Source organism: Desulfomonilia bacterium (assembly GCA_036567785.1).
Taxonomy (GTDB): domain Bacteria; phylum Desulfobacterota; class Desulfomonilia; order UBA1062; family UBA1062; genus DATCTV01.
The window spans coordinates 219,428-243,734 of sequence record DATCTV010000034.1 but is presented as its reverse complement, the minus strand read 5'-3'; the positions used below and the strand labels follow the sequence as shown (position 1 = coordinate 243,734).

Below are 24,307 nucleotides of genomic sequence, written 5' to 3'. Positions count from 1 at the left end.
AGATGTGTAATGAAAAAAAGGCAAAAAAATCCGGTATATCGGGAGGGCGGAAAATGAATGCGCTTGGGATACAAATTCTTGCGGAATATTACAATTGCGACAGAAACCTGCTTAACAGCGAGATTTTGATAGAAAAATATATGAACAGGGCCGCACTCGAAGCAGGGGCAACAATAGTGAAAAGCGCCTTCCACACATTCAACCCGTTCGGTGTAAGCGGGGTGATAGTGATTGCCGAAAGCCATCTGTCAATTCACACATGGCCCGAATACGGTTATGCGGCTGTCGATATATTCACTTGTGGTGACACCGTAGACCCCTGGAAGGCATTTGTATTTCTAAGGGACAAGCTTCAAAGCAGCCACTTTTCGACAATGGAAATGAAAAGAGGACAGATTCAGGTGGTCGGCCAGGAACTCAGACACAAGCCAGCCGTGGTTTCGGCAGGAGGTATATGAGATGATCATAAAAACACCGGTAAAATATTTTATGACAACGGGGATATCAGAAGGCTATACGACGCTCAATGCATTTGACGGGGCGCTGATGAATGCCGGGATTGGAAACACAAATCTCGTCAAGATGAGCAGCATATGTCCACCGTACTGCACTGAAGTTGAAAAAGTGGACATTCCTCACGGTTCGCTCGTACCTGTGGCATATGCGGAAATCACATCGGAAAGCGCGGGTGAAATAATTGCGGCAGGTGTTGCCATTGCATTTCCTGACGATGAAGACCATGCCGGTCTTATAATGGAATATTCCTCCCATGAATCGAGAAGCATTGTCGAAAAGAAAGTAAGGAAAATGGCAGAAGAAGGTATGAAAATGCGAGGCAAGGCCATCCGCGAGATCAAGAGTGTTGCCGCAGAGCACCGGGTCAATAAATGCGGCTGCGCATTCGCCGCAGTTGTTCTCTGGGAGTAGCAGGCCATGATTTTAGACAGCTGGTTCATTGAGGAATACAAGGGAACGGTCGGTGCTGCAAGTTTCAGGGTCTTCGATGTGCTCTTTGAAGGGAAAAGCCGGTTTCAGGAAGTCAAGGTTTTAAACAACCCCTTTTTCGGGAATGTCCTGCTTCTTGATGACCTTGTGATGCTGACGGAAAAGGATGAATTTTATTACCACGAGATGCTTGTTCATGTCCCTATGATGTGTGCTGGAAATCCCGAATCGGTCCTTATTATCGGTGGCGGCGACGGAGGCTCGGTAAGGGAAGTTTTAAAACATGAAGAAGTCAAACATATCGTATTGTGCGAGATTGACGAGATGGTAATAAAGGCAGCAAAGGATTATTTCCCGACATTGTCCTCATCTCTGAATGACAGCCGGGTGGAGATTTTCATCGGAGACGGCATAGAATATGTCAAGGCGCATGCCAATGAATTCGACTGTGTCCTTATCGATTCCACCGATCCTGTAGGCCCTGCAACAGGATTATTTACTCACGGATTTTACAAAAATGTCCGTAATGCCTTGAAGAAAGGCGGAACTATGGGAGCACAGACAGAATCACCCGCATGGCGAATGGGTGATGTTGCGGGTATCATGGGGAATATCAGGAAAGCTTTCGGAAATGGATACCTCTATCTTTGCCCGATACCGTGCTACCCTTCCGGACTCTGGTCTTTTGCTCTGGGATTCAAGGATGCTGGCAATCCTCTGGTTTTCGATGAAAAAAAGGCTGAAACAGTTGCTGAAAACTGCATGTACTACAATTCTGAAATGCACAGGGCTGCGTTCGCACTGCCTAATTATGTAAAAAAGGCCCTTTAATGAGATTCATTGCGTCGAAGGAAAAAGGAGCGATATGTCTTTTCGGTGCGCCTTTTGATTCGACCTCTAGTTTCAGACCAGGTTCCAGATTCGGGCCTCAGGCGATAAGGGAGGCCTCTCACGGACTGGAGACATATTCGCCGGTTCAGAAAATGGACCTTCAAGACATTTCCTTTATCGATGCCGGAGATTTGGAACTGCCTTTCGGAGATCCCGCTCAAGCCCTTCTTATGATTGAAGAAAAAAGCTCCAACATCCTGTCATCCGGCGCAATCCCTTTTCTCACGGGAGGAGAGCATCTGGTAACCCTCGGTACTTTTAAAGCGGTTGAAAGACATTATCGTGACATCAGGCTTGTTCATCTCGATGCACATGCGGATTTAAGGGAGGAATACCTTGGCTCCAGGTTTTCGCATGCCACGGTAATAAGGCGCATTTCGGAAACAGTAGGCTTTGATCGCATAAAACAAATAGGCGTCAGGTCGTCAGACCGATCCGAGGCTGAACTTGCAGCAAAATTATCCTCAACCCCTGAGGAAATCATAAAATGGGCTCATAATAGCCCGATCTATTTGACCTGTGATCTTGATATACTGGATCCTTCCATCTTTCCCGGAACAGGCACTCCTGAACCCGGCGGAATAACCTTTAATGAGCTTTCCGGAATACTTCTTAAATTGATAAACTCTTTGAATATTGCCGCTATCGACATGGTGGAACTTTGCCCGATGTGCGATCTTACCGGAACCTCTTCCGTTGTGGCTGCAAAACTGGTAAGAGAATGCCTGATAGCAATCGGAAGAAAGGTTTAGGAGGTAAATCATGCCTGTGGAAAAGGAGTTGCTTGACATCCTTGCATGTCCGAAATGCAAAGGGAAACTGGTTCTTGAAAACGATCAATCCGGACTCATCTGCAATGCCTGCATGCTCAAATACAAAATAGAAGATGAAATCCCTATCATGCTCATAGACGAGGCGATAGACCTTGCGAGGAACCCGGCGAATGGAAATTGAAAAAAAGGCCGCCTTCTTTCTGGCGCATGCTTCAAAACCCGATACAGCGATTATTCTCGGAACAGGACTCGGGATCATGGAAGAAGCCATTGCAATTGAAAAGGTCTATCCATACGGGGATATTCCGGGATTTCCCAGATCAACCGCCCCGCATCATTCAGGCAGGATGATATTCGGCAGGCTCGGCGATGTGCCGGTCATCGCGATGAGCGGGAGATTCCATCTTTTTGAAGGTTATACCCCGGTTGAAGTAACCTTTCCTGTCCGAGTTTTCAAACTCATGGGCGTAAAGAGACTTTTCATTTCAAATGCGGCGGGCGGGTTAAGGCCCGATCTTACACCGGGTTCTGTCATGATGATAAGGGATCATATAAATTTTACAGGCAGAAATCCGCTTGTTGGTCCCAACAATGACGAGCTGGGCCCGCGGTTTCCCGAGATGGACAGGCCGTATGCTCCTCAGCTTATGAACCGGGCAAGGATATCGGCGAACAGGCTGGGAATAAAGCTGCATGAAGGAGTTTACATTCAGCTTCTGGGCCCTTCAATGGAAACAGCCGCCGAGACACGCATGATACAGAGGCTTGGCGCGGATGCTGTCGGCATGTCAACCGTTATGGAAGTCATAGAGGCCGTTCATTGCGGGATGGATGTCCTGGGGATTTCGGCCGTAACGAACAACAATAACCCGGATGACTATAAAGGGGCGTCCCTTGATTATATAATCTCGATGGCGGAAGAGGCCGGACCAAAAATTGCGGCGATATTCAAAGATGTCCTTAATTCAATCTCAAGTGATTAAAGCTCGGAATAAAACCATGTGAAAGGTAAAGGCCCCAATAAAATTCATAAGGGGCTGTCTTATCTGAAAAGCTATTTTTTCCTGTTGGCTGAAATATATTCGACCATTGTTCCGAATGTTCTGAACACCTTGGCCCCGAGTTCCTTGTTGTCGATCTTGATGCCGTAATCTTCTTCTATCATTATCACAAGCTCAAGTATGTCGATTGAATCGATCCCGAGCCCTTCTCCGATCATTGGGGTTTCTGCGTTGATTTCTTCCGGAGTTATGTCTTTGATATTAAGCCTTTCCAGAACTTTAAGCTTGAGCTCTTCCATCAGATTGTTCATCAACACCCGCCTGTCAAATGTATTGTAATCTGCTTTACTACCAGCAAGGCTTAATATATAAATTGAAAACCGGTTTTCAGTCAACCGTTATAGTTTTTGATGGAGGGCAACCATTTGAAATTCCATATAATATATCCGAGATGGCCGAAGCTTAAATATCAGACCGAATTCAACCTGCCGCCCCTGGGCGTCATCACTGCGGCTGCTTCCGTCCCGGATGGGATAAATGTTTTTGTCACAGATGAAAATGTTGAAAATATAGATATGGACAGGGATTGCGACCTGGTCGGGATAGGCTGCATGCTTACCTGTCAGGCGCCCAGGGCCTATGAACTTTCGGCTGAATTCAGGAAAAGAGGTAAAAAGGTTGTCATGGGAGGGCTTCATGTGGCGCTCTGTCCGGAAGAGGCGGCCCTTCATGCGGATTCAATCGTGGTCGGTGAGGGCGAGGGTCTGATAGAACAGATGCTCTTCGACTTTCAGGAAGGAGGCCTCAAACCCTCTTACATAATGAAAGACTTTCCTGATATCAATAATATCCCCAACCCCAGGCGCGACCTCTATGACAAGAAAAAACACTATACCCACAAGGGCTGGGAACTTGTCGATCTGGTCCAGACATCGAGAGGGTGCCGGTTCAACTGCTACCCGTGCTGTGTACCGTACCTGGGCGGGCGCATACATCGCACCAGGCCGATAGATCACGTCCTTAAGGATATCGAAGCAGCCTCGGACAGGCTTTTTATTGTGGACAACTCTCTTGAGCAGAGTGTGTCCTGGCAGAAAGAACTATTCACGGCAATGAAAGGCATGGGCAAGGACTGGGTGGCGCATCCGGTTTCGGCTGAGCCGGAAATCCTCAAACTGGCCAAAGATGCGGGCTGCTGGTATGTCTATCATGCCGTATACACAATATCAGATAAGATAAAGGACAGGATCAAACTTTACCACGATCACGGCATAGGGGTTGAAGGCACAATCCTTCTGGGCATGGATGATCATACCGAAGATTTTCTCAAGCGCTTTGTGGATTTCCTTCTGGAAATAGATCTCGACCTTGCCGAATTCACTGTGCTGACGCCCTTCCCGAAAACCCAGGTCTGGGATGAGCTTAGTTCTCAGGGCCGTATAATCGATACGAACTGGGCCAGATATAATGCCGGAAACGTTGTATTCAAGCCCCTTCAGATGAGCCCTGAAAAACTCCAGGAACTCTATGATTATGCATGGGATTCCTTTTACCGCGAGCAGCCGCAAAGCGTAAAAATGACAAGGCTCATAGCAAATCTTCTCAGGGAAAAGCGCAGGAAGGAACGAATGAGCATAAATCCCGAAAAAAAATCTGTCTCTGGAGATTGAGCATGCCGAGGGCATTTGTAACCGGTTTAGGTCTTATTTCGCCTGCTGGCTCGAATGCCGATGAACACCTTATTTCGCTGAGCGCCAATAAAACGTTCATAAAAAAGCTTACCCTTTTTAATTTCGAGGCTGCCGAAAATGCGCCACCGGCAGGAGAAATTGCATTTCCCGTCAATGAATCACCGGGGCTTCCCAGAACGCATACGCTGGCCTTAATGGCCGCAAGAGAGGCCATGAAAAATTCTGGTCCGCCCGATGCGGTGGTAATAGGCAGCACAACCGGCGGAATGCCTCTGTCTGAAGAACTTCTGAAAGATAAGATTAGAAACCCTTCAGCATATAAATATCATGGCACAGGAACGGTTGCTGAATATCTTGCACATGAGCTCGGCTGCAACGGTCCTGCGTTCACTGTTTCCACTGCCTGTTCAAGCGGCGCCCTGGCCCTCAAAGCAGCCCTGGAAATGATACGTGCTGGCATTGCAAGGAAGATACTCGCAGGCGGAGTGGATGCCCTGTGCAGGCTAACCTGCTACGGGTTTTATACGTTGCAGCTTATCGACCCAACAGGGGCCAGGCCGCTGGATAAGAACAGACTCGGAATGACTGTGGGCGAAGGTGCGGGCATGCTGCTCCTTGAAGCGGCAGACATATCCCCTGCAAATGCAATTGCCGAACTCAAGGGAGGCGGGCTCAGCTGCGACGCCTATCATGCAACAAAACCGCATCCCGAAGGTGAGGGCGCAATCGCGGCAATGAACGCCTGCCTTAGAGATGCGGGCGTTAAACCGGAGGAAGTTAGTTATATAAACCTTCACGGCACCGGCACACCGGATAACGACGCAGCTGAAGCAAAGGCTGTATTGAATGTGTTCGGTGAAACACCGCCCCTGCTTTCTTCTACAAAAGGCCTTGCAGGTCATCCCCTGGCAGCGGCCGGAGCTATCGAAGCGGGCTATGCCTGCCTTGCAGTAAAGCATGATTTCATCCCGCCAAATACGGGCCTTGACCGGATAGATGAAACACTGGGAATTGTTCCTGTCTCTGACACGTTGGACACCCGTGTTGATACGGTACTCTCGAATTCATTCGGCTTTGGCGGCAACAATGCATCGCTCATAATTTCAAAACCGGCTGAAACAGGTATGATCCGGGAGAAAAAAATCAGAAGCCTTAAAGTTAAAGGTTTTTCAATGATAACAGGCGCAGGCCATACAGCAGAGATCATGACAGCATTGGAGGAAGGGAAACCCTGTGCTGGCAGGCTGGATATTGACTCTATTGCAAAAGATCTACCCCCGCGTCTTGTCAGAAGGCTGGGCAGGCTCTCTCAGATAGTCCTGGCACTGTGTGATTCCGCATATAAGGCCGGCGGTTCTTCTGAAAAACCGGAGGCTGTTTTTTTCGGAACCGGATGGGGAGCACTCAGCGAAACAAGTGATTTTTTAAGTAAAATTTTCGAGACAGGCGGCAAATACGGAAGCCCGACGGATTTTGTGGGCTCGGTCCACAATGCCCCTGCAGGCCAGGCAGCCCTGTTTTTCAGTGCAAAAGGCGCCAATGTCACAGCCACATCAGGAGATTCAAGTTTCGAGCAGGCACTCTTTATGGCGCAGTTGCTAAATGAAACGGGAAGGCAGTCCCTGCTAATCGGTGCCGATGAATTCCACGAAGAGATGACCCCCCTTCTCGATGCCTCCTCCGGTATTTCACTCGACAACGCGGACGGCGGAGCGGCTTTTCTGGTAAGCGGCGGAGCGGCTCTGGCCGGTCCTTCATTAACCCTGCTTTTTTATGAAAGAAATTCCAGGGAACATTTGAAGGGCCTTATTGAAAAGCTCAAGAGCATAGGGATCAACGAACGCTTTGCCGCGATCTTTGCTGGAATTCCATCCAATGAAAAACAAAATGCAGAATCTCAGATTGAAGAAGTTATAACAGGCACGACATTTCAAGGAGCAGTATTCGATTACAGAAAGTTCTTCGGCCAGTTTGCAACATCTAGCGCAGTAGCTGCCGCATATGCTTTAGCCTGTCTGGAGAAAGGGACGCTGCCCTTTATTGTTTCCGGCGGCCAATCGGAACTTGCCAGTAGAGGAATTCTTCTACTAGGACTTGGCAGTGTATTGAGCGCCATAGAAATAAATCCTTAATAACTTGAAATGAAAATTCTTCTGATTTCAGCAAATAAAGTACGCGCACCTTTTCCGGTATATCCGATAGGACTTGATTATCTTGCAGGCGCGCTAAAGCCGGGACATGCCGTCAGAGTGCTTGATCTTATCGACAAGGACGCCCTTTCAGCAATTCCTCTTGAGATAAAAGAGTTCCAGCCTGATTGCGTTGGCCTTTCAATTCGCAACATAGACAACAGCGAGGCGACGGATTCCATAAGCTATATAGAAGAATACAGGGAGATTGCCAGAATCATACGTGATTCTACTTGCGCTCCCCTGATACTTGGCGGGGCTGGTTTTTCCCTGTTTCCGGAAAGCCTTTTCCGGGAACTGGGGGCAGACTATGGTATTGCCGGAGAGGGCGAGCGCCTGAATCTTCTTCTGGATGCCCTTAAAAAAGGCAGCGCTCCAGAAGACATTCCCGGTGTTGTTTGCAGACAAAAGGGTTTTGTACGGCCTGCGCCCTGGGAAGGAGACATCAGAAGGGAATTGCCTGAAAATGCCTCATCAAACGAATTTTACGTTCAAAACTCCGGCATGCTCAACATGCAGACAAAACGCGGATGCCCGTTTAACTGCATATATTGCACGTACCCTGTTATTGAAGGTGCGGCTATCCGCAGGGCCGACCCTGCTCTTTGCGCAAAAACGGCTGTCAGCCTCAAAGAAAAGGGCGCAAAATATATCTATATTGCAGACAGCGTTTTCAATTCGGATTATGAACATTGTCTGAAGGTCGCCGAAGAGTTTGAAAAGGCAGGTCTTGATATCCCGTGGGGAGGTTTTTTCTCTCCGCTCAAAGACCAGGAAGGGCTTTATCAGAAACTCAAATTATCAGGGCTCACTCATTGCGAATTCGGCACCGAATCGCTGTCCGGGAAGATGCTCCTGACATACCGGAAACCATTCAGTGTCGGTGATGTAATGAGCGCTCACGAATCAGCCATAAGGGCAGGCCTTCATGTCTGTCACTATTTCCTGCTGGGAGGCCCTGGTGAAAACATTGAGAGCATAAAGGAAACGCTTGAAAATGCGGAAAAGTTGGAATCTGCTGCATTTTTCTTTTTCTGCGGGATAAGGATATATCCGGGTACCGGGCTTTATAATATGGCGCTCGCAGAAGGAAGAATTTCACCGGATGAAGATCTGCTCAAACCTGTTTTTTACCTTTCCGACGGGATATCACCAGAAGAGATTGAGGAAATGATTGTCAGTAAGGCCGCCGGAAGAAGGAACTGGGTCATAGGTTCGGGCGGCAGCGAAATGAACAGGATCATGGCAAGGCTCTATTCAAGGGGAAGGGTCGGACCTTTGTGGGAAAAACTGATCGGATGAAGAAAAATATAAAAAAAGATATGGAAAAAGAGCTGGCATGCCTTATTGATGATCTTGCTGCCGGTGCTGATTTAGAACATGACCCGGACGGAGAAAAAGGCCCCGGACTGCTTGAAAAGACCGCAATCATAAGAGAGACGGTTAAAAGGAAAGCTCCTGATGAAAGCTCGGTCTGTGTTTGCAGCGAAGACAGAAGTTTTATAATGGCCTCCATCCTGGCCTCTTTGTCAGGAGGGCCTGAGCTGATATTTCCTCATGTGCTGACGGAGAAGGTCATTATTGATGCCTGCATGGCGAAAAAAACCGGAACCGTGATATCAGAAAAAAAGCAGGCGCTCCCTGACAGCCTGCTGCAGATAATCCCCTTGGAAAAGGAACATTTTTCAAAAAGCCTGAGCATAACTAAGGCTTTCGATGCCCCCTTTTTGTGGCTTTATTCTGGAGGCTCCACCGGAAGGCCGATAATATGGCCCAAGACACCTTTAAACCTGTTTGCAGAAACTGTTTTTCTAAGGGAGTATTTTAAGATTACACCCGATGATATCATTCTGGCCTCTGTGTCTCCAAGGCATATCTACGGGCTGCTTTTTTCAGTCCTGCTTCCGTTTGTCGCCCGGGCCCGTATCATTAAGGGTTCCCCGGTGTTCCCGGCTGAGATTATCGAGAGGGTATCATCAAGCAGGGCTACTGTTTATATCGGGGCGCCACTTCATTATAAAGCCCTTGCCGTTGGAGGATCAGTGCCAGATTGTATCAAACTTGCCTTTTCGTCAGGAGGTTTTCTGGAAAAGGCCCACAGTCTGGCATTTTCAAGGGCAACCGGTACGCCGGTCGAGGAGGTGTACGGGTCAACCGAAACGGGAGGAATTGCCCACAGAAGCCGCATGCGTGACGAAACAGGGTTCAAGGCCTTTCCTCCCGTGTCATGGAAGATCGAAAAGGAGAGGCTTCTGGTCAAGTCCCCATTCATATCCCCAGGCCTTCCTCTTGACGACGAAGACTATTTTTTGACCGGTGACAGGGCGATTCTTTCGGAAGAAGGCTTCGAACTCCTGGGCAGGGTGGACAGTGTTGTCAAGGTGGGAGGAAACCGTGTAGAACTCGATGCGGTGGAACAGAAACTCAGGTCAATTAAAGCCGTAAAGGATATTTTCATATTTCAGGTAAACGCAAAACAGGGGCGTGATAACGAGGTTGCCGCCATTGTTGAATCGAGCCTGGATATAAAAGAACTGAAAAAACTTTTCAGGAAGATACTGAGCCCGATTGAAATGCCTCGTCATATATTAAAAGTAGACTCCATCCCCGTAACACCTGCCGGGAAAAAAGACAGGCAGGCGGCGCTTGGATTGCTGCGGGGATAAAATATTATACCGGGCATGCATTCCCGGATATAATATGGCTCCAATCTCAGGTTTTGCTATTTGCCAGCCTTTTTCGCCGCCTTTTCAAGCCTCTTTTCTTTCAAGGATTTGGTGGGCTTCTTTTTCACGTCTTTTTTGATATCCTGACTCTTGGACATAATTTCCTCCTTTGCCATTTTTCATTGGTACTCGATATATGCATATTTTAATCGATTATTTTTTTCAATCAACCCCGGAAACAAAATTTTGAAATGATTCCGGTTAATAGCGCAAAGTTATTTGATGGAATTTCCCTTTGAAAACATCACCGGATAAATTATCCTTATAAAGGATATGGGAATCATTCAAAGCAATATGCAATCTTTTATTCTGGGCCTTACAGGGTTCTTTCTGGCTTTCTTTGATGTCTTGCTCTTGGTAATCAGGCCCCTGTGGGAGGAAATCAACAAATTCATATGCAAGGCAACCGGGCTTAAGATTAAATGGGTATTGACTGTCTTTTTGCTTATCCTGTTTCTCTCCGTGTTTTTTTTTACAACATTTTTTTTGCATCTGAACATGAAAAAAACAAACGGCCCTATTGCAATATCAGCCATGTTTGTGCTGACTATTTTCTTCTCCATTTTTATAATCCTTGTTAATCAGATCAGGCTTTCCCTTTTCAGCATTATTACAGCTGCGAAGTTTTACCGGGTACTTGAGGTTTTTTTCATCTGCTGCATTGCAGTCGTGTTGTCAGGGATTGCAATTACAGATCTTGATCCGGTTTCGGTTATTTATAACAGGACTTCCGCTTTAGTATTATCACTCATACTGCTTGCTGCGGCCATCTATTCAATTTTTCAGGTAAACTCTGCAAAAAGGGAAGAGGCCGGCAGGTGGCATGTGCCAGATAAGAAACCCCATACCGGATGGAATGCCCAATGGATTCTCCCTGACACAAAGGCGGATATGTCAGAATCGAATATCTGGATATGCTATAGAAAAACATTCGATATGGAAAACATCCCCGGGCATTTATATGCCGATATAGCAGCGGACAGCAAATACTGGTTATGGGTCAACGGTGATAAGGTTGTCGCAGAGGGAGGACTAAAGCGCGGCCCCAACCCGTATGATACTTATTATGATACAATCGATATCGCCCCCTTTTTGAAAAAAGGGAGAAACCTGATAGCGGTTCTGGTCTGGCATTTCGGCAGGAATTCTTTTTCTCACAAGAATAGCGGTCAGGCCGGTTTCATATTCAATGCCATTTCCCAGGAAATCTGTCTTATCTCGGATTCGTCATGGACTGCCGCAATTCATCCTGCATTTCAGACAACAGGTGGTCCTAAACCCAACTTCCGCCTGGCGGAATCTAATGTCTTATTTGATGCAAACAAGGACATTCCTGGATGGACTTCCGGAGATATCAGCGGCGAATTGTTCAAACCAGTCAGACTTGAAGGAAGGCCTCCCGTATCACCATGGAACAACCTTATACCCAGGCCGATCCCCATGTGGAAAGATTATGGATTGAAAGAATATGTGAACTCACGAATATTTCCGGTTGTTTCCGACGGCAAAAGTATTGAATGCCTGCTTCCGTATAACGCACAGGTGCAGCCATATTTTGAAATCGAAGCACAGGCAGGTTTATTTGTGGACATCAGGACGGATGATTATCAGGGCGGCGGGGAATATGGCATACGGACTTGCTACATTACAAGGGCAGGTCAACAGACCTTTGAATGTCCTGCATGGATGAACGGACATAAGGTTATATACTCGTTTCCCGAAGGTATTCGGATTCTTTCTCTCAAATTCCGTGAAACCGGATTTGATACTGACTTTGCCGGAAAATTTGAATGCAGCGATCCTTTTTTGAACAAGCTGTGGCAAAAGGCGCGCCGTACGCTTTATGTGACAATGCGCGACAACTATATGGACTGTCCCGACAGGGAGCGCGCCCAATGGTGGGGAGATGCCGTCATTGAGATCGGAGAATCATTTTATGCCCTTGACCCGTCCAGTCATATGCTTGCAAAAAAGGCCATACATGAACTTTGCGGATGGCAGAAAAAAGACGGCTCGCTCTATTCCCCTGTCCCGTCAGGCAACTGGAATATTGAACTGTCACTGCAGAGCCTTGCGGGTATCGGGTGGTTCGGCATCTGGAACTATTACCTGAATACAGGTGATAAACAAACGATAACGACGGTCTACCCTAAAGTGAAAAGATACATTGATCTGTGGCAGGTAAATTCAGAAGGAAAGATTAGTCACCGCAAGACAAAATGGGACTGGGGCGACTGGGGAGAAAATGCGGATGTGAGACTTCTGGAGGCCGAATGGTATTACCTGGCCCTTAAAGGACTCGGGGCAATGGCCGATGTCGCGGACAGGCCCGAGGAGGCCAAAGATTACGAAGAAAAGATGCGGCTTATAAGAGAGAATTTCAGGAAAAACTTCTGGAACACCAGGTATAATGCCTACCGGTTTCCGGGCTATAAACGCGGCACCGATGATCGCGCCAATGCCCTGGCGGTGGTGGCGGGCCTGGCAGATATAAAAGATTATGCCGATATCAAAAGAATACTTTCAACCGCTTTTCATGCAAGTCCGTATATGGAAAAATATGTCCTTGAAGCTCTGTTTTTAATGGGCTTTGAAGAGTGTGCCCTGAGCCGTATGAAAAAACGCTATGCCGAAATGGTTCAAAGCCCTTATTCAACACTTTGGGAGGGCTGGGAAATAGGAAGTCTTGAATACGGCGGTGGCACTTACAACCATGCCTGGAGCGGGGGGCCGCTGACGCTTCTATCGATGTATGCAGCCGGGATCCGCCCGGTCAAACCCGGATATGACGAATTCGAAGTAATGCCGCAAATGGGCGGCCTTGCTTTTCTCAAGTGCACGGTGCCTTCTGTTAAGGGCCCGATAGAACTCGATATAAAAAAAGACGAAAAAACGTTCAGTATGAATATAAAATCTCCGGAAGGCACAAAATGTGTTGCAGGAATTCCCTCAGAATTTTCAGGTGATATAAAAATCACCGGCAGTTCAGGAGAGGTTTTTGAAGAATTGAAAACCGCCGGCAGCGGATATTTGCAGTTCATTATAACACCCGGAAAATGGTCACTGTCAGCTGCTAAAAAAAATAATCCGTGAGATCGTTCAATCTTTATAAGGGTCTTTAACCTGGATTTTTGAGGAATATTTTTCTAAAAATTGTCTTGTAAAATAATGGCCTATGACTTCTGCACCATAGTAACTGTGTATACCCAGAAGCAGCATGGACAGGCCGAATACCGCCCACGACAGCCCGTATGCCAAAGGGCCGCCGATTACAATTATCAGGGGGTTTCGATAGTACGCGGCTGCAAACGCAAGAAGCGCAATAACCGGCCAGCATATGATATAGCTGAGAACAAGCAGGAGCAGTCCAATTACCAGCCTGAGGGACGGTCTTTGTTTGAAATATCCGAGATCGGCAGGTTCATTCAGGGCTTTACGGCCGTATTTTGTCGCCGCAATCCTGTCAGCCAGCCTGTTTAGAATGGGCATAATGAACCTTATTTTTATATTTTTTTAAAAATAAGAGAGGTGTTTATGCCGCCGAATGCAAAATTGTTGTTCATGCCGATATCAAAAGATTTATGAACGGCTTCTTTCATGATGTGGTTGAGCTTCGGAAACGCGGGGTCCGGTTTATCCAGGTTTTTTGTATGAGCCATAAAGCCTTCATTCATCATGCAGATGGTAATTATTGATTCGATGGCGCCGCATGCACCCAGGGTGTGACCGATATATCCCTTGAATGCGCTTACCGGGGTTTTATCTCCGAACACCCTGAACACTGCTTCAGCCTCGGCTGCATCTCCAACATCAGTGGCTGTGGCATGGGCATTGACATGTCCGATTTCATCAGGGGAGAGACCGGCATCTTTTAGGGCGAGCATCATAACGCCTGCCATGCCGTCTGCGCTCGGATTGGTAAGATGCGCGCCGTCGCAATTTGTTGCATACCCTGCGATTTCGGCATAAATCCTGGCCCCGCGTTCTTTTGCCTGCGTATATTCCTCAAGCACGAGGCAGCCGGAACCTTCCCCGACCACCAGCCCGTCACGTTTCTCATCAAACGGCCGGGGTGTTTTATCAGGGCAGTCGTTGTATTTTACGGAAGTCGCCCTGAGAAGCTCGAATATGGCCGCATTGTAAAAGTGCATTTCTTCTGCGCCGCCTGATAGCATTACGGTTGCCTTTCCCGCCTTGATTGCTTCATACCCGAAACCGATTCCCTGAGAGCCCGAAACGCATGCCGTACAGGAGGCGATCAAAGGCCCTCTGGTGTGAAACATCATGGAAATATTTGCAGCACATGTATGGCTCATGAATTTGAGGTATGTGGATGATTCGAGTCCGAGGAGGCTGTTGTTTCTGGCATAATCTTTGGTGAAATCTTCCATTGCCTGCGAACTGCCTTCCGTCGAACCGTAGGAGACACCGCATTTCCCGGAACTGATGAAATCTTCCGTGAGCCCGGAATCCCTGACGGCGTCCATCACCGAAAGGGCGGCCAGCACCGACAGCCGTCCCATGCTCCTTCTTACCGGCCTCGGGATTATCTTTTCATCGATACCGTCGCATACACCTGAAAGGCGGGTCCGCATATGTCCTACCTTTTCCCATTCGGGGATATATCTGATCCCGCTCCTGCCTTCCTGAAGCGATGTCCTGAGCTCATTCATGGTATGGCCTATCGGCGAACGGAATCCTATGCCGGTAACAACGACGCGTACATCATTTGTCATATACGGCTCCTGAGCATGATTTATTTGCAGGCCTGTTATCAGGCGCAAGACCGAGATGTTCCCTGAACATCATTTCCAGCTCTTTTGCAGCCTGTACTTCGCTTCCTGCTTCGGGGGGTGCTATCGGATCAAGGAACTCGGCTTCAAAGCAGGATTTTTCATACGGCGGGTAATACCATTTGTCTTCTTTGGGCATGAATGGGGGAATGTTTTTTATAAGAACAGGCTGTATCGGTACACCTGCCGCCCTGGCAATCTTGAAGGCCCCTGATCTGAACTTGAGCAGCTCTCCCTTCGGCGATCTGGTGCCTTCCGGGAAAAGCATGAACCTGCGGCCCGACTTCAGTATATCAACTATATTATTGGTAAGCTGAACAGCAGCGGACAAATCATCATTGCCGGATGCGAAAATAAATCCTGCATGTGCGAATATTTTACTTAACCCCGGGAGCGCAGCGAGAGACTGTTTTGCCAGCAGAGACAATCCCGGAATATCGCGAACCATTACAAGAACGTCAAACAGCCCCGGGTGATTTGCGACCACGACGCACGGTCCATCGACAATCGAACCTTTTGTTTTGACAGCCTTGAAAAGCCCACCTGTATCGAGCAGTTTCAGCCACAATCCGAAGAGAAACCTGTTGATGCGTTGCATCAGTGATTTGTCCCTTCCTCCCAGGGCATTATAGATGGTTATAAGCGGGACGGCAAAAATGAAAACCGACAGTATGCCGATTTCAAACACTGCAAACATTAAAAACATATATGCACCCTTGGCATATCTAACGGCAGGCTTGATCATTTTTAACCTTCCGGGTTTATCTTGAGGCCTGCCGTATAGGGCATGACGGCAAGGGCCCAAGTGCCTGGCCCCATATGCGTACCCGATGTAAGCGATAAAGGCTGCAGAAAAATTTCAGAGCCTTTGAATTTTTTTTGTAAAAGTGGCTTGATTTCTTCATCAAGAAAGCTCCGGTTATCGGAATACTCGAGCATTATTATCCCGTTCTTATCTTTTAAAAGCTCTTCAAGCCTTTTTAAGGCAAAGGCCACCTGGTCTTTTCTGTTTCGCACCACCCCCAGCTTTTTTACCCCTTCGGGCTGGGGGCTCACAACAGGCTTCATGTTCAGCAAGTCAGCGAAAAAACCGCTTGTCTTTGAAACCCTGCCGCCTGCGACAAGATATTGAAGCTTGTCGATAAAGACATATTCCTCTGACAAAGTAACAGCTCTTCCGGCAAATTCAAGAACCTCTTCAGGAGAAGCCGCTTCGAGCGAAAAGCGGGCGACAGAAAGAATTATAAGCCCGAGCCTTCCAGACGCGGCGCCGGTATCCATAATGGTAAGCCTGTTTTCAGGATCGTGAGATGCCTTCCAGTCGGTTGCCACCTTGAAGTTGCCGGTAAAAGCCGAACCTACGCAGAGGTAGAGCGCCCTGCCGTAAAGACCGAGCACCTTTTCGTAGTGCTGGTGCCTTTCAAAAACCGAGGCCTGAGCGGTTGTGGCCTTAATGCCGTTCCTCATGGCCGAGTACAGCTTTGAGGGTTCAAGGCATGTTTCCGGCATGTCAAGCCTGCCCAGCGTAATGTAGCTGTCCAGAAGAGTAAATCCAAGGCGCGCGGCATCGTTTCGTGTAACGCTGCCTGCCGCATCGGTGAGGATATGCAGAGCCGGTTTTGACGCCACGGCAAAATTCTTTGCCTGCTCTCCCAGGTCGTCTTCCGACCACTGTACGACGGCTCCCAGTTTTGATATGGAACTGCGGAGCTCTTTTGAAGAATCGGCATGCAGGTGAATCTTTACATAATCGTCGTGCCTTATTGATACAACGCTGTTGTCAAAACGTACAAGTTCATCAGTAAGCTGCCGGTTGTCACCCGCTACCTTCACTACAAAATCTATGCAACTGCCTGACACTCCTTCTTCTTTTTTCCAGTCATCGCTGATGGTTAGGCGGTTATTGAAGAGTTCCGCTATGTGGTTCATTTCCTCGCGAGAGCCGTTTAATGCATTGAAAAATGCATCGAAAAAAATGAACATTCCCAGTGCACCCGAATCGACGACCATTGCTTTCTTGAGCTTGGGATTTATTTCAGCTGTGGCAATTACAGTGTCTCTGAGGGTTTCCAGCAAGCAGTTTTTATCAGCAATCCTTTCAGGATATCTGGCAATTTCTTCAAGAGTGTCGAATATATCAAGCATGGTCCCTTTTCTGGGATCCGGGACTGCGGCGAAGGCTTTTTTTCTGCCGGTACTGACGGCATGTGCCATGTCTTCTTGAGGAGAGGATGACAGGAATCCGGTAAAAAAACCGGCAGCGATGTTTCCTGAATTTCCCCGTGCAGAAAGCAGCAGGTCTTCAAGTATCGTATCGCTGGGAAGAGCCCTTAAAGGCGAAAGACTCAGGACGAGATTTCTGCCGGTGTCTCCGTCTGCGACAGGAAATACGTTTATGCTGTCAAGCAGGTCCGACCATGCTGCAAGCCTTTCTGTCCCCGTTGAAAGGGCTGAGATTAATTCAGGTGTCATTGGAAGCCTCCAGAGCGGCCCGTATTTCCTTCGGGATTTCAAGGTCCATGCCTGTTCCTGTAAAAAGGACGGCGGCCTGTTCGCTTGTTCCCGTTGCGCAGAGCGTGTTGTCAGATACCCTGCGAATGGTGAAATCCATAACGATTTTTCTTCTTGCCTCTAACAGAAAAGCGGTGCAGATGATTTCATCTCTTACGCGCAGGGGAGCGATATACTTTACCGAAGCCCTGATGACTGGGAAAAGGTAATGAAATCTCAGAAAGTAGTCGTAAAGGTCAATGCCTTTTTCAGCAAACAGTGAATCCCTGGCAATCTCGAAATATTTAAGGTAATTGCCGTGCCATACAACCTGCATGGCATCGGTGTCGTGAAACGGTATGTTTATTTTCACTGAATGTTCAAACAGAATCCCTGGTTTATTCATCCCACACCATTTCATATAGCGCCGAGGCCAGGATGCCGATATCTTCTCCCATTTCCCGGTCTTCTGACGCGTCGGCAACTATATTGCGAACTGATGATACGATTTTTTTTATTTCAGGTCTTGATTCAAGCCCCCCTCTGATTTCGCAGGACTGCACCGATGCCATAAGATGAACAGCAACGAGGCTTGAGACAAGCTCGCATTGCCTTAATGCATCCCTGGCCGCTATTGTTCCAAGGCTGACCTTGTCCTGGTTGTGAGATTCGGTCGAACGCGAAAACGATGATACGGGCATGGTGTTTTTAAGCGCTTCGGCGGTCAGGGCCGAGGCCGTTATCTGCATGCCCTTGAACCCGTGGTGCTTGAATCGCTGTTGATCCTTAACCTTGACCAGGTTTGAAGGCAGACCCCTGTTAAAGCGTGTGTCGACAAGCAGGGCCAGCTGGCGGTCAAGCAGGTCCGCAACCTGGGCGAGAGCGCTTTTAAGGCTGTCCATTGCAAAAGCGATATGGCCGCCGTAAAAATTGCCGCCCATCAGAACTGCGCCGGTTTCCGGATCGAACAGGGGGTTGTCGTTTGAGCTGTTGATTTCCGTAACCACCCATTTTTCAACCCAGGTAAGGGTATCATCTACAACACCCAGAATCTGAGGGACGCACCTTATCGAATAAGGATCCTGCAAATGTTCAATATAAGATATTTCACCGTGTTCGCCTGTTGAGGAAAGCAGAGCTCTTAATTTTTTTCCAATCGATATCTGGCCAGGATGTTCTTTTGAATCGGTAATAACTTTATGGAAATGGTCTGCATGTCCCTTAAGCGCATGCACGGTCAGAGCGGTTGCGGCAGTAGCGGCATCGAGTATTTTTTTTGAACGGTATAATACTACAGAAGCTATCCCGGTCATAATCGAAGTCCCGTTCAGGATACCGAGAGGTTCCTTCGGTTCGAAAATGTATGGTTTAAGGCCTGCCTCCGTAATTGCCCTGGCGGATTCCATGACTTTGCCTTTGTAAACGACCTCTCTTTTGCCGGCCAGGGTAGCTGCCAGGTATGAAAGAGGTGTGAGGTCGCCAGAGGCCCCGACCGACCCGAGAGATGGAATGACAGGTGTAATGCCGGCATTTAAAAATGCCGCGATCTGCTTTAAAAGATTTATTGTAACGCCTGAAAGTCCGCGTGAAAGGGAAACTATCCTGCACATCATGGCGGCGCGTGTCTCTTTTATGCCCAGCGGTTCACCGGTTCCGCATCCGTGATAAGTAATCAGGTTATTGCCCAGCGCCTCAATATCGTCAGCCCCGATTCTGTTTCCGCATGAGGCGCCGTAGCCTGTGGTTACACCGTATACCGGAGTACCTTCTCTGATAGCCTTGTGCAGGACGGACCTGGATGCCTCCATTCTCGAAACAAACTCATCGGAGCCGCTGATGACGACTTGTGCACGCGAGTCGGCAACATCAATAAGTCTTGAAAGGCCTATGTGTTCATTGCCGACAACTACGTCCGGTTTAAAGTGAGAGCTCATTTGATAACTGCTATTAGCATTCACCTTAATTGTCAAGAAACGGGTTTGAAGTGGCGGATCAAGCCTTTTTTGACGAACATATTTTTTATCGACTTCTTGCTGAGAGAGAGAAAATCGGTAAAAGAGTATTCGGGGAATTTGATCAGTCCTTCCGTCATGGAGATGGTTTTCCTGTCTTCTTTATCCCAGAAGGTGATGCTTTTGGGCTTGTAGACTTCCGGCGCCCTCAGAAGGAAATCCACATCGAGCAGTTCCCCGGGGCTGCATATGTCGACCTTTAACCTTGAAGAAAAGACTTCGCAAAGCCTTTCATAAGATTCAGGGCTGTATTTTCTTCTTTCATTGTGCGTTTCTATCCTGAGCACGATTTTATCCCCGTTGACGATCAAATAGTACACAGGACTGTCGAATTGTTTGGAGAATTCCATGACTGCATCTTCTGCATTGAGGAAATAGATCTTTCCCTTACCAGAGTGTATTGCCTCGTCCGCCCTTCCCAAAACCTCGATAACTGGGCTTGAATTGCCGCAGCTGCATTTTTTGTCTGTTATGCGGGCATAATCGCCCGTATTATACCTGATCATCGGGGACGCCGTCCTGTAATATGATGTGAGGACCACCAGCCCTGGAGCCCCTTTTTTGACCGGCAGCAGGGTCTTTTCATCCAGGATCTCAACAACATGGGCATCCTTATGAATATGCAGGCTCCCGTTTTCGCAGGTTGATGCAATCCCGCCCGATTCGGTGCAGCCGTAGACCATCGACATTTTCGCATCCCATTTTTCTTCGATGTAGTTTCGCAGAGAATCAGGGACAATACGACCGGAAGTAAGAATATGTCTGAGGCTTTTAAAGTCTTTCCTGATATCGTATTTCATGCTCTTTGCAACCATTTCAAGGATGATCATCTCGGTGGGAAGGCAGCCTATAACCTCAACCTCGAGCCTTTTCATGATATCCAAGACCCTGGCATAAGGCATGTTCCAGCTTAAATACCCGACAGGCAGAACGATTCCGCCGTCCTGCCGGCATTTTTCCTCAAGCACAAAAGGGGGTATGGCGAAGCTGTACGGAAACCTGTTGAGAACCTTCATCCCGGGTTTTATACAGGATGTCCAGCCTTCTGTGATTTTGATCTCGTTGAGATAATCTTCTCTTGAATACCAGGATGAAATCGGGGCGCCAGTGGTGCCGAACGATTCGTGATAATGCCATACTTTATCTTTGTCTGTGATAAGGTTATCTGTCGGCTGTATATTTCTGAGAACTTCTTTTGAAGTAAGGGGAAGTTTAATAAAATCATCCCAAGAGGCAATTTCCAAATCCTGAAACGAGGATTTATAGAGTGGAGTTTGTTTAAGCCTGTTGAATAGGTTTTTGATTACATCAAAATCCGGAAGGCTGGTGTTTGAGTAGAGTAATGCCTGAGTCAAAGAATTCATGGGATCTCCATTATTATGAGTAAACGCTTTAAAATTGTTAACATAATAGGTTCATCGATACAAGCCATTCATATTTTGAAAGCAAGCTATTCAATTTGCCTGTAAAATTTTATATGATATATTCACACAAGTTATATACTAAAGGAGGAAATGATGAAAAAGTATTTCAAAATCAGCTTACTGTTTTCAATAGTCTTTGTTTTGGCAGGTCCCAGCTTTGTTCTGGCAGCCAAAACGGCCGTCCCGAGCATAGGAATACCTGATTCCGTTTTACAGCAGCTGGACACCAAAAATGGTAAAGCACTTACACCGGAACAGTTGAAGGCCCGGCGGCAGAAGCTCTTTGATTCTATAGACACCAACAAGGACGGCATACTTTCCAAAGATGAAATGCTTGTCCACGAGAGAACGGTATTTTCCAAACTGGATGTAAACAAAGACGGCACCATCACACCCAATGAGATAAAGAAAGAGTGGACGGTTTACTATGACAAGCTGGACTCCGACAAGAACGGCAAAGTGTCACTGGACGATGTCAATGCCAAACTGAAAGAAGTTGTCATGGTGATGGATAAGAATGCCGACGGCAACATCACGGTTGACGAATACTACCTGTACTGGATCAACAAAGACGCCGAAACAGCAAAGGATAAGGACAAAACCGGCAAGTAATTTCAAAAATATTCAGGTGGATGCTGCTGAATATACGGGTTGATCTTCTTAAAATCAGCAGCATCACACCGGATTTCTTTTATATTACCTGTTCTTTTTGTTTCTTACGCTCTTTGAGGACAATCATGATCTCTTCAAAGCGCTCTTTCGTTATCGGCAGCCTGCTCACCGTAATGGCGGTAAGCAGGAAGAATGCTGCCGGGCCTATGCCCATAAGAAACCTTATGGCAGTGAGAGATGACTGGGGCTGCGATGCACAGTTTTCCACATAACCGAACCACGCTATTATGGAGCCGGCTGCAGCTACAGCGGCTGCTGAGGCTGCCTTGTAAATAAGTGATGTAATGCCATAAAAGGCACCCTCTCTTCTCTCCCCGTTTTCGTACTCATCGATCTCGATTACATCCGGCATTATTGACCAGATGAGGACTTGCGAGGCCGACATGCCAATCCCGATAAATATTGCCAGACCGATCACAAAGTAGAGGTTTCCCACAGGCGCCAGAAGACTGAAAAGCAATGCCGCAGCAAAATAAATGGACGAAATGGTAAGCGTCTTCGGTTTACCCAGACGCGACCCCATCCAGACCCAGAACGGAGCCATGATGATCGCAGTGATGATAGGGATGCCCATGATGATGAAGGTGGTGTCTTCCGGAATCCTGATGACATCTTTCAGGAAGAAAATGATTATGAACATGAAGACATCCGCACCTATCTGATTGAAGAGGAAAACGGCAAGGACGCTCCTGAACTCTTTAAGTTTCCAGAAAGATTTGAGCGTCTCAAGAATCCCTTCTGTATCTTTTGCTTCGGATTTCACCCGTTCCTTTGTGAAAGTGAAGGTGAAAAAGTACATTATAACGACCAGGGCGGCTACAATCCATCCCATGACAGGGTAGCTTTCCCTGTAAGCCTGACGGCCCGGATAGATGTTGTCTACGATGACCGCAACGCCTGCGGCGGCGATGATGTTGGCAATGAAGGAACAGACTATCCTGAATCCGGAGAGCGTAGTCCGCTCGTCATAGTTCTGTGTCAGTTCGGGATGGAGTGCGTTATAGGGGATTGTCGTGAGGCTGAATATGGTATTGAACAGGACTACAACCACAAGATAATAAATGAACATGGCTGTCGTGGATTTGAACGGTATGAGCCAGAGAAGCACGAAAAACACCCCAAGCGGTATCGCACCGAAGAGAAGATAGGGCCGCCGCCTTCCGAACCGGCTTTCCGTACGGTCGGAGATCCTTCCTATGATGACGTCCATGATCGCACCCCACACCCTGCCTATGGGATAGACGAGGGCGGCCAGATGCGCAGGGACGCCTGAAATATTGACAATGAAGTAGACAAAATAAAATTGAAGGGCCGGGTACGTCAGATTGCCCGGCATGTCTCCGACGCCGAAGGCGATCTTTTCCAACAATGGTACTACAAAACCTTTTTTCATGGTTTACGCTCCTCTCTAAAATCCGAACGGGAAGGTCTTCCACTCGCCGTGGATTGCACCTTCTCGAATCGTAAGCAGATTGTGGAACTGAAACATTGCATCGCTTTGCTGTGGCCAGTAAAAGATATAATCTCCTAAGGAAATCGGCACCCTGTCGGATATGCTAAGCAGGCTCTGGTTGGGCAGCAGGTTCTGATTCGGTGGATCATTAAGCATATTGAGAGGATCGACTCCGGGTGGGGAAATGAAATGCCCCGCCCATCCGCCTCCGTACACACATATAGACTGCATCATGTTCGGATTCCACCAGGTTACGAGCGGAGTCAGAAACTCCACAAAAGGTATCCTGACCGGGCCAGGTTTTTTTATGACGGGCGCCGCTATGAAAAGTGCCGGCTCGAAGCCTTCCAGAGAAACTTCCGGATAGCAGGCCGGTCTTAAGAATGCGCCGCCGGCAGCAAGTTCCATCTCGTAGAACTGGTCATGATAAAACCTGAGCGTTCCGCTTCCTCCTGTATTGAAGGTAGAGGCTTTCGAATAAATATCACCGAAATGTTCCGATGCGTAACGACAGTATTCATTATAGCGGTCCATGGTTTTTTTCAGTTCTTTTTTTATGGCGGGAATCCTTTCTGAAATGGCCGGCACATGGGGCACATGACCCTCATAGCCCATAAATCCAGTAAAATTAAGTGTCTCCGGGTTAGACTTTATTGTTTCCATCATTTTTTTCAGGTCTTCAATGCAATCCACTCCCCCGCGGTTCAGGCCGATATTGAGTTCGATATTCACACGCAATGTGAGGTTCATTTCTTCTGCCAGATTCCGGTATTCAAGGATGCGCTCAGGCGTATCGATTAGCCATTGAATAGTCCGGGAAGCCTTTTCTATTTCCCCGATGGTTTGAAAGAACTTCCCGGCCGTTTTTACAGATACCGGCTTTCCCATAAGAATGTCGATGTCATAACCCAGTTCGTTAAGGATGGCCGGGATGAAGGGCGGGTGAATGCACATCAGCTTTTTCGTCCCGGTTTTCTCCATGATATAGTTAAGAAGGCTGATACAGGGCAGCGATTTGACGACGATCCTGAGCCTCTCAGGGTTGCCGATATATTCCATTACCCTGACAATGTTCCTGTCAAGGCGATCAAGGTCGCAGAATATTTTAGGTGTGCCGTCGGTTTCGTTTTTGAGGAGATTATTGACAGCGGCAAAGTAGCTGTCATGGGCTTTTCCCTTTTTGCGAGGCTTCAGCAGAATCAGAAGTATGCAGCATGTGCATACAATGCCCGCAAGGTACCACATAA

General features: G+C 47.7%; 22 protein-coding genes. 12 read left to right on the top strand and 10 right to left on the bottom strand.

Going from position 1 to position 24,307, the window contains the following annotated elements:
* Positions 1-53 precede the first annotated feature (53 nt).
* From speD to VIS94_09385, 6 genes are read left to right on the top strand one after another with little or no spacing between them, the layout of a single operon-like run.
* A complete protein-coding gene (speD, locus tag VIS94_09410) occupies positions 54-458 on the top strand; it encodes an adenosylmethionine decarboxylase (GenBank protein HEY9161290.1) in 405 nt (134 codons plus the stop codon).
* 1 nt (position 459) lies between these two features.
* The gene (locus VIS94_09405; protein HEY9161289.1) at positions 460-927 is read left to right on the top strand and encodes an arginine decarboxylase, pyruvoyl-dependent; all 468 of its coding nucleotides are present in this window, start codon (positions 460-462) and stop codon (positions 925-927) included.
* A gap of 6 nt (positions 928-933) precedes the next feature.
* On the top strand, positions 934-1,776 hold the full coding sequence (gene speE, locus VIS94_09400; GenBank protein HEY9161288.1) for a polyamine aminopropyltransferase: 843 nt from the start codon (positions 934-936) through the stop codon (positions 1,774-1,776).
* The gene (gene speB / locus VIS94_09395; protein ID HEY9161287.1) at positions 1,776-2,588 is read left to right on the top strand and encodes an agmatinase; all 813 of its coding nucleotides are present in this window, start codon (positions 1,776-1,778) and stop codon (positions 2,586-2,588) included. Before speE ends, speB begins: the two co-directional genes overlap by 1 nt.
* A gap of 10 nt (positions 2,589-2,598) precedes the next feature.
* The gene (locus VIS94_09390) at positions 2,599-2,790 is read left to right on the top strand and encodes a Trm112 family protein (GenBank protein HEY9161286.1); all 192 of its coding nucleotides are present in this window, start codon (positions 2,599-2,601) and stop codon (positions 2,788-2,790) included.
* The gene (locus VIS94_09385) at positions 2,780-3,592 is read left to right on the top strand and encodes a purine-nucleoside phosphorylase (GenBank protein ID HEY9161285.1); all 813 of its coding nucleotides are present in this window, start codon (positions 2,780-2,782) and stop codon (positions 3,590-3,592) included. The genes VIS94_09390 and VIS94_09385 overlap by 11 nt, the downstream gene beginning before the upstream one ends.
* Positions 3,593-3,663: 71 nt before the next feature.
* Here VIS94_09385 and VIS94_09380 read toward each other — a convergent pair whose 3' ends face one another.
* Complete coding sequence (locus VIS94_09380) at positions 3,664-3,921, bottom strand: phosphopantetheine-binding protein (GenBank protein HEY9161284.1); 258 nt, start codon at positions 3,919-3,921, stop codon at positions 3,664-3,666.
* Positions 3,922-4,035: 114 nt separating this feature from the next.
* Between VIS94_09380 and VIS94_09375 the strand changes: the two genes are divergently transcribed.
* The 5 genes from VIS94_09375 to VIS94_09355 all read left to right on the top strand — a co-directional run bounded on the left by VIS94_09375 (position 4,036) and on the right by VIS94_09355 (position 13,309).
* Positions 4,036-5,280, top strand: a complete 1,245-nt coding sequence (locus VIS94_09375) for a radical SAM protein (GenBank protein HEY9161283.1) — start codon at positions 4,036-4,038, stop codon at positions 5,278-5,280.
* 2 nt (positions 5,281-5,282) lie between these two features.
* Positions 5,283-7,433, top strand: coding sequence for a beta-ketoacyl-[acyl-carrier-protein] synthase family protein (locus VIS94_09370; protein ID HEY9161282.1), 2,151 nt, complete (start codon positions 5,283-5,285; stop codon positions 7,431-7,433).
* Between the two features lie 9 nt (positions 7,434-7,442).
* Positions 7,443-8,792: a lipid biosynthesis B12-binding/radical SAM protein gene (locus tag VIS94_09365; GenBank protein HEY9161281.1), complete on the top strand. Its 1,350-nt coding sequence runs from the start codon at positions 7,443-7,445 to the stop codon at positions 8,790-8,792.
* Positions 8,789-10,156 carry an AMP-binding protein gene (locus VIS94_09360; protein ID HEY9161280.1) on the top strand — a complete coding sequence of 456 codons (1,368 nt, stop codon included), beginning with the start codon at positions 8,789-8,791 and terminating at the stop codon, positions 10,154-10,156. Before VIS94_09365 ends, VIS94_09360 begins: the two co-directional genes overlap by 4 nt.
* A 558-nt stretch (positions 10,157-10,714) precedes the next feature.
* Positions 10,715-13,309, top strand: coding sequence for an alpha-L-rhamnosidase C-terminal domain-containing protein (locus tag VIS94_09355; protein HEY9161279.1), 2,595 nt, complete (start codon positions 10,715-10,717; stop codon positions 13,307-13,309).
* A 6-nt stretch (positions 13,310-13,315) separates the two neighbouring features.
* Here VIS94_09355 and VIS94_09350 read toward each other — a convergent pair whose 3' ends face one another.
* Genes VIS94_09350 through VIS94_09320 form a run of 7 tightly spaced genes read right to left on the bottom strand, consistent with a single transcriptional unit; the run spans position 13,316 to position 20,875 of the window.
* A complete protein-coding gene (locus VIS94_09350; GenBank protein HEY9161278.1) occupies positions 13,316-13,705 on the bottom strand; it encodes a hypothetical protein in 390 nt (129 codons plus the stop codon).
* 14 nt (positions 13,706-13,719) lie between these two features.
* Entirely contained in the window at positions 13,720-14,952 is a 1,233-nt protein-coding gene (locus VIS94_09345; GenBank protein ID HEY9161277.1) for a beta-ketoacyl-ACP synthase, read from the bottom strand.
* Entirely contained in the window at positions 14,942-15,715 is a 774-nt protein-coding gene (locus VIS94_09340; protein ID HEY9161276.1) for a lysophospholipid acyltransferase family protein, read from the bottom strand. The genes VIS94_09345 and VIS94_09340 overlap by 11 nt, the downstream gene beginning before the upstream one ends.
* A gap of 41 nt (positions 15,716-15,756) precedes the next feature.
* Positions 15,757-17,481 (bottom strand): DegV family protein, encoded by a 1,725-nt coding sequence (locus VIS94_09335; protein HEY9161275.1) that lies wholly within the window; start codon positions 17,479-17,481, stop codon positions 15,757-15,759.
* Positions 17,471-17,905, bottom strand: a complete 435-nt coding sequence (locus VIS94_09330) for a thioesterase family protein (GenBank protein ID HEY9161274.1) — start codon at positions 17,903-17,905, stop codon at positions 17,471-17,473. The genes VIS94_09335 and VIS94_09330 overlap by 11 nt, the downstream gene beginning before the upstream one ends.
* A complete protein-coding gene (locus tag VIS94_09325; protein ID HEY9161273.1) occupies positions 17,898-19,433 on the bottom strand; it encodes an aromatic amino acid ammonia-lyase in 1,536 nt (511 codons plus the stop codon). The genes VIS94_09330 and VIS94_09325 overlap by 8 nt, the downstream gene beginning before the upstream one ends.
* Positions 19,434-19,465: 32 nt before the next feature.
* Positions 19,466-20,875: an AMP-binding protein gene (locus VIS94_09320; protein HEY9161272.1), complete on the bottom strand. Its 1,410-nt coding sequence runs from the start codon at positions 20,873-20,875 to the stop codon at positions 19,466-19,468.
* A 153-nt stretch (positions 20,876-21,028) separates the two neighbouring features.
* Between VIS94_09320 and VIS94_09315 the strand changes: the two genes are divergently transcribed.
* Positions 21,029-21,547: a hypothetical protein gene (locus tag VIS94_09315; GenBank protein ID HEY9161271.1), complete on the top strand. Its 519-nt coding sequence runs from the start codon at positions 21,029-21,031 to the stop codon at positions 21,545-21,547.
* A 79-nt stretch (positions 21,548-21,626) separates the two neighbouring features.
* Here the strand turns inward: VIS94_09315 and VIS94_09310 are convergent, their stop codons facing one another.
* Together VIS94_09310 and VIS94_09305 are read right to left on the bottom strand one after the other, a co-directional pair.
* Positions 21,627-23,000, bottom strand: coding sequence for a glycoside-pentoside-hexuronide (GPH):cation symporter (locus VIS94_09310; GenBank protein HEY9161270.1), 1,374 nt, complete (start codon positions 22,998-23,000; stop codon positions 21,627-21,629).
* Between the two features lie 15 nt (positions 23,001-23,015).
* Positions 23,016-24,305, bottom strand: a complete 1,290-nt coding sequence (locus VIS94_09305; protein HEY9161269.1) for an alanine racemase — start codon at positions 24,303-24,305, stop codon at positions 23,016-23,018.
* Between the last annotated feature and the right edge of the window lie 2 nt (positions 24,306-24,307).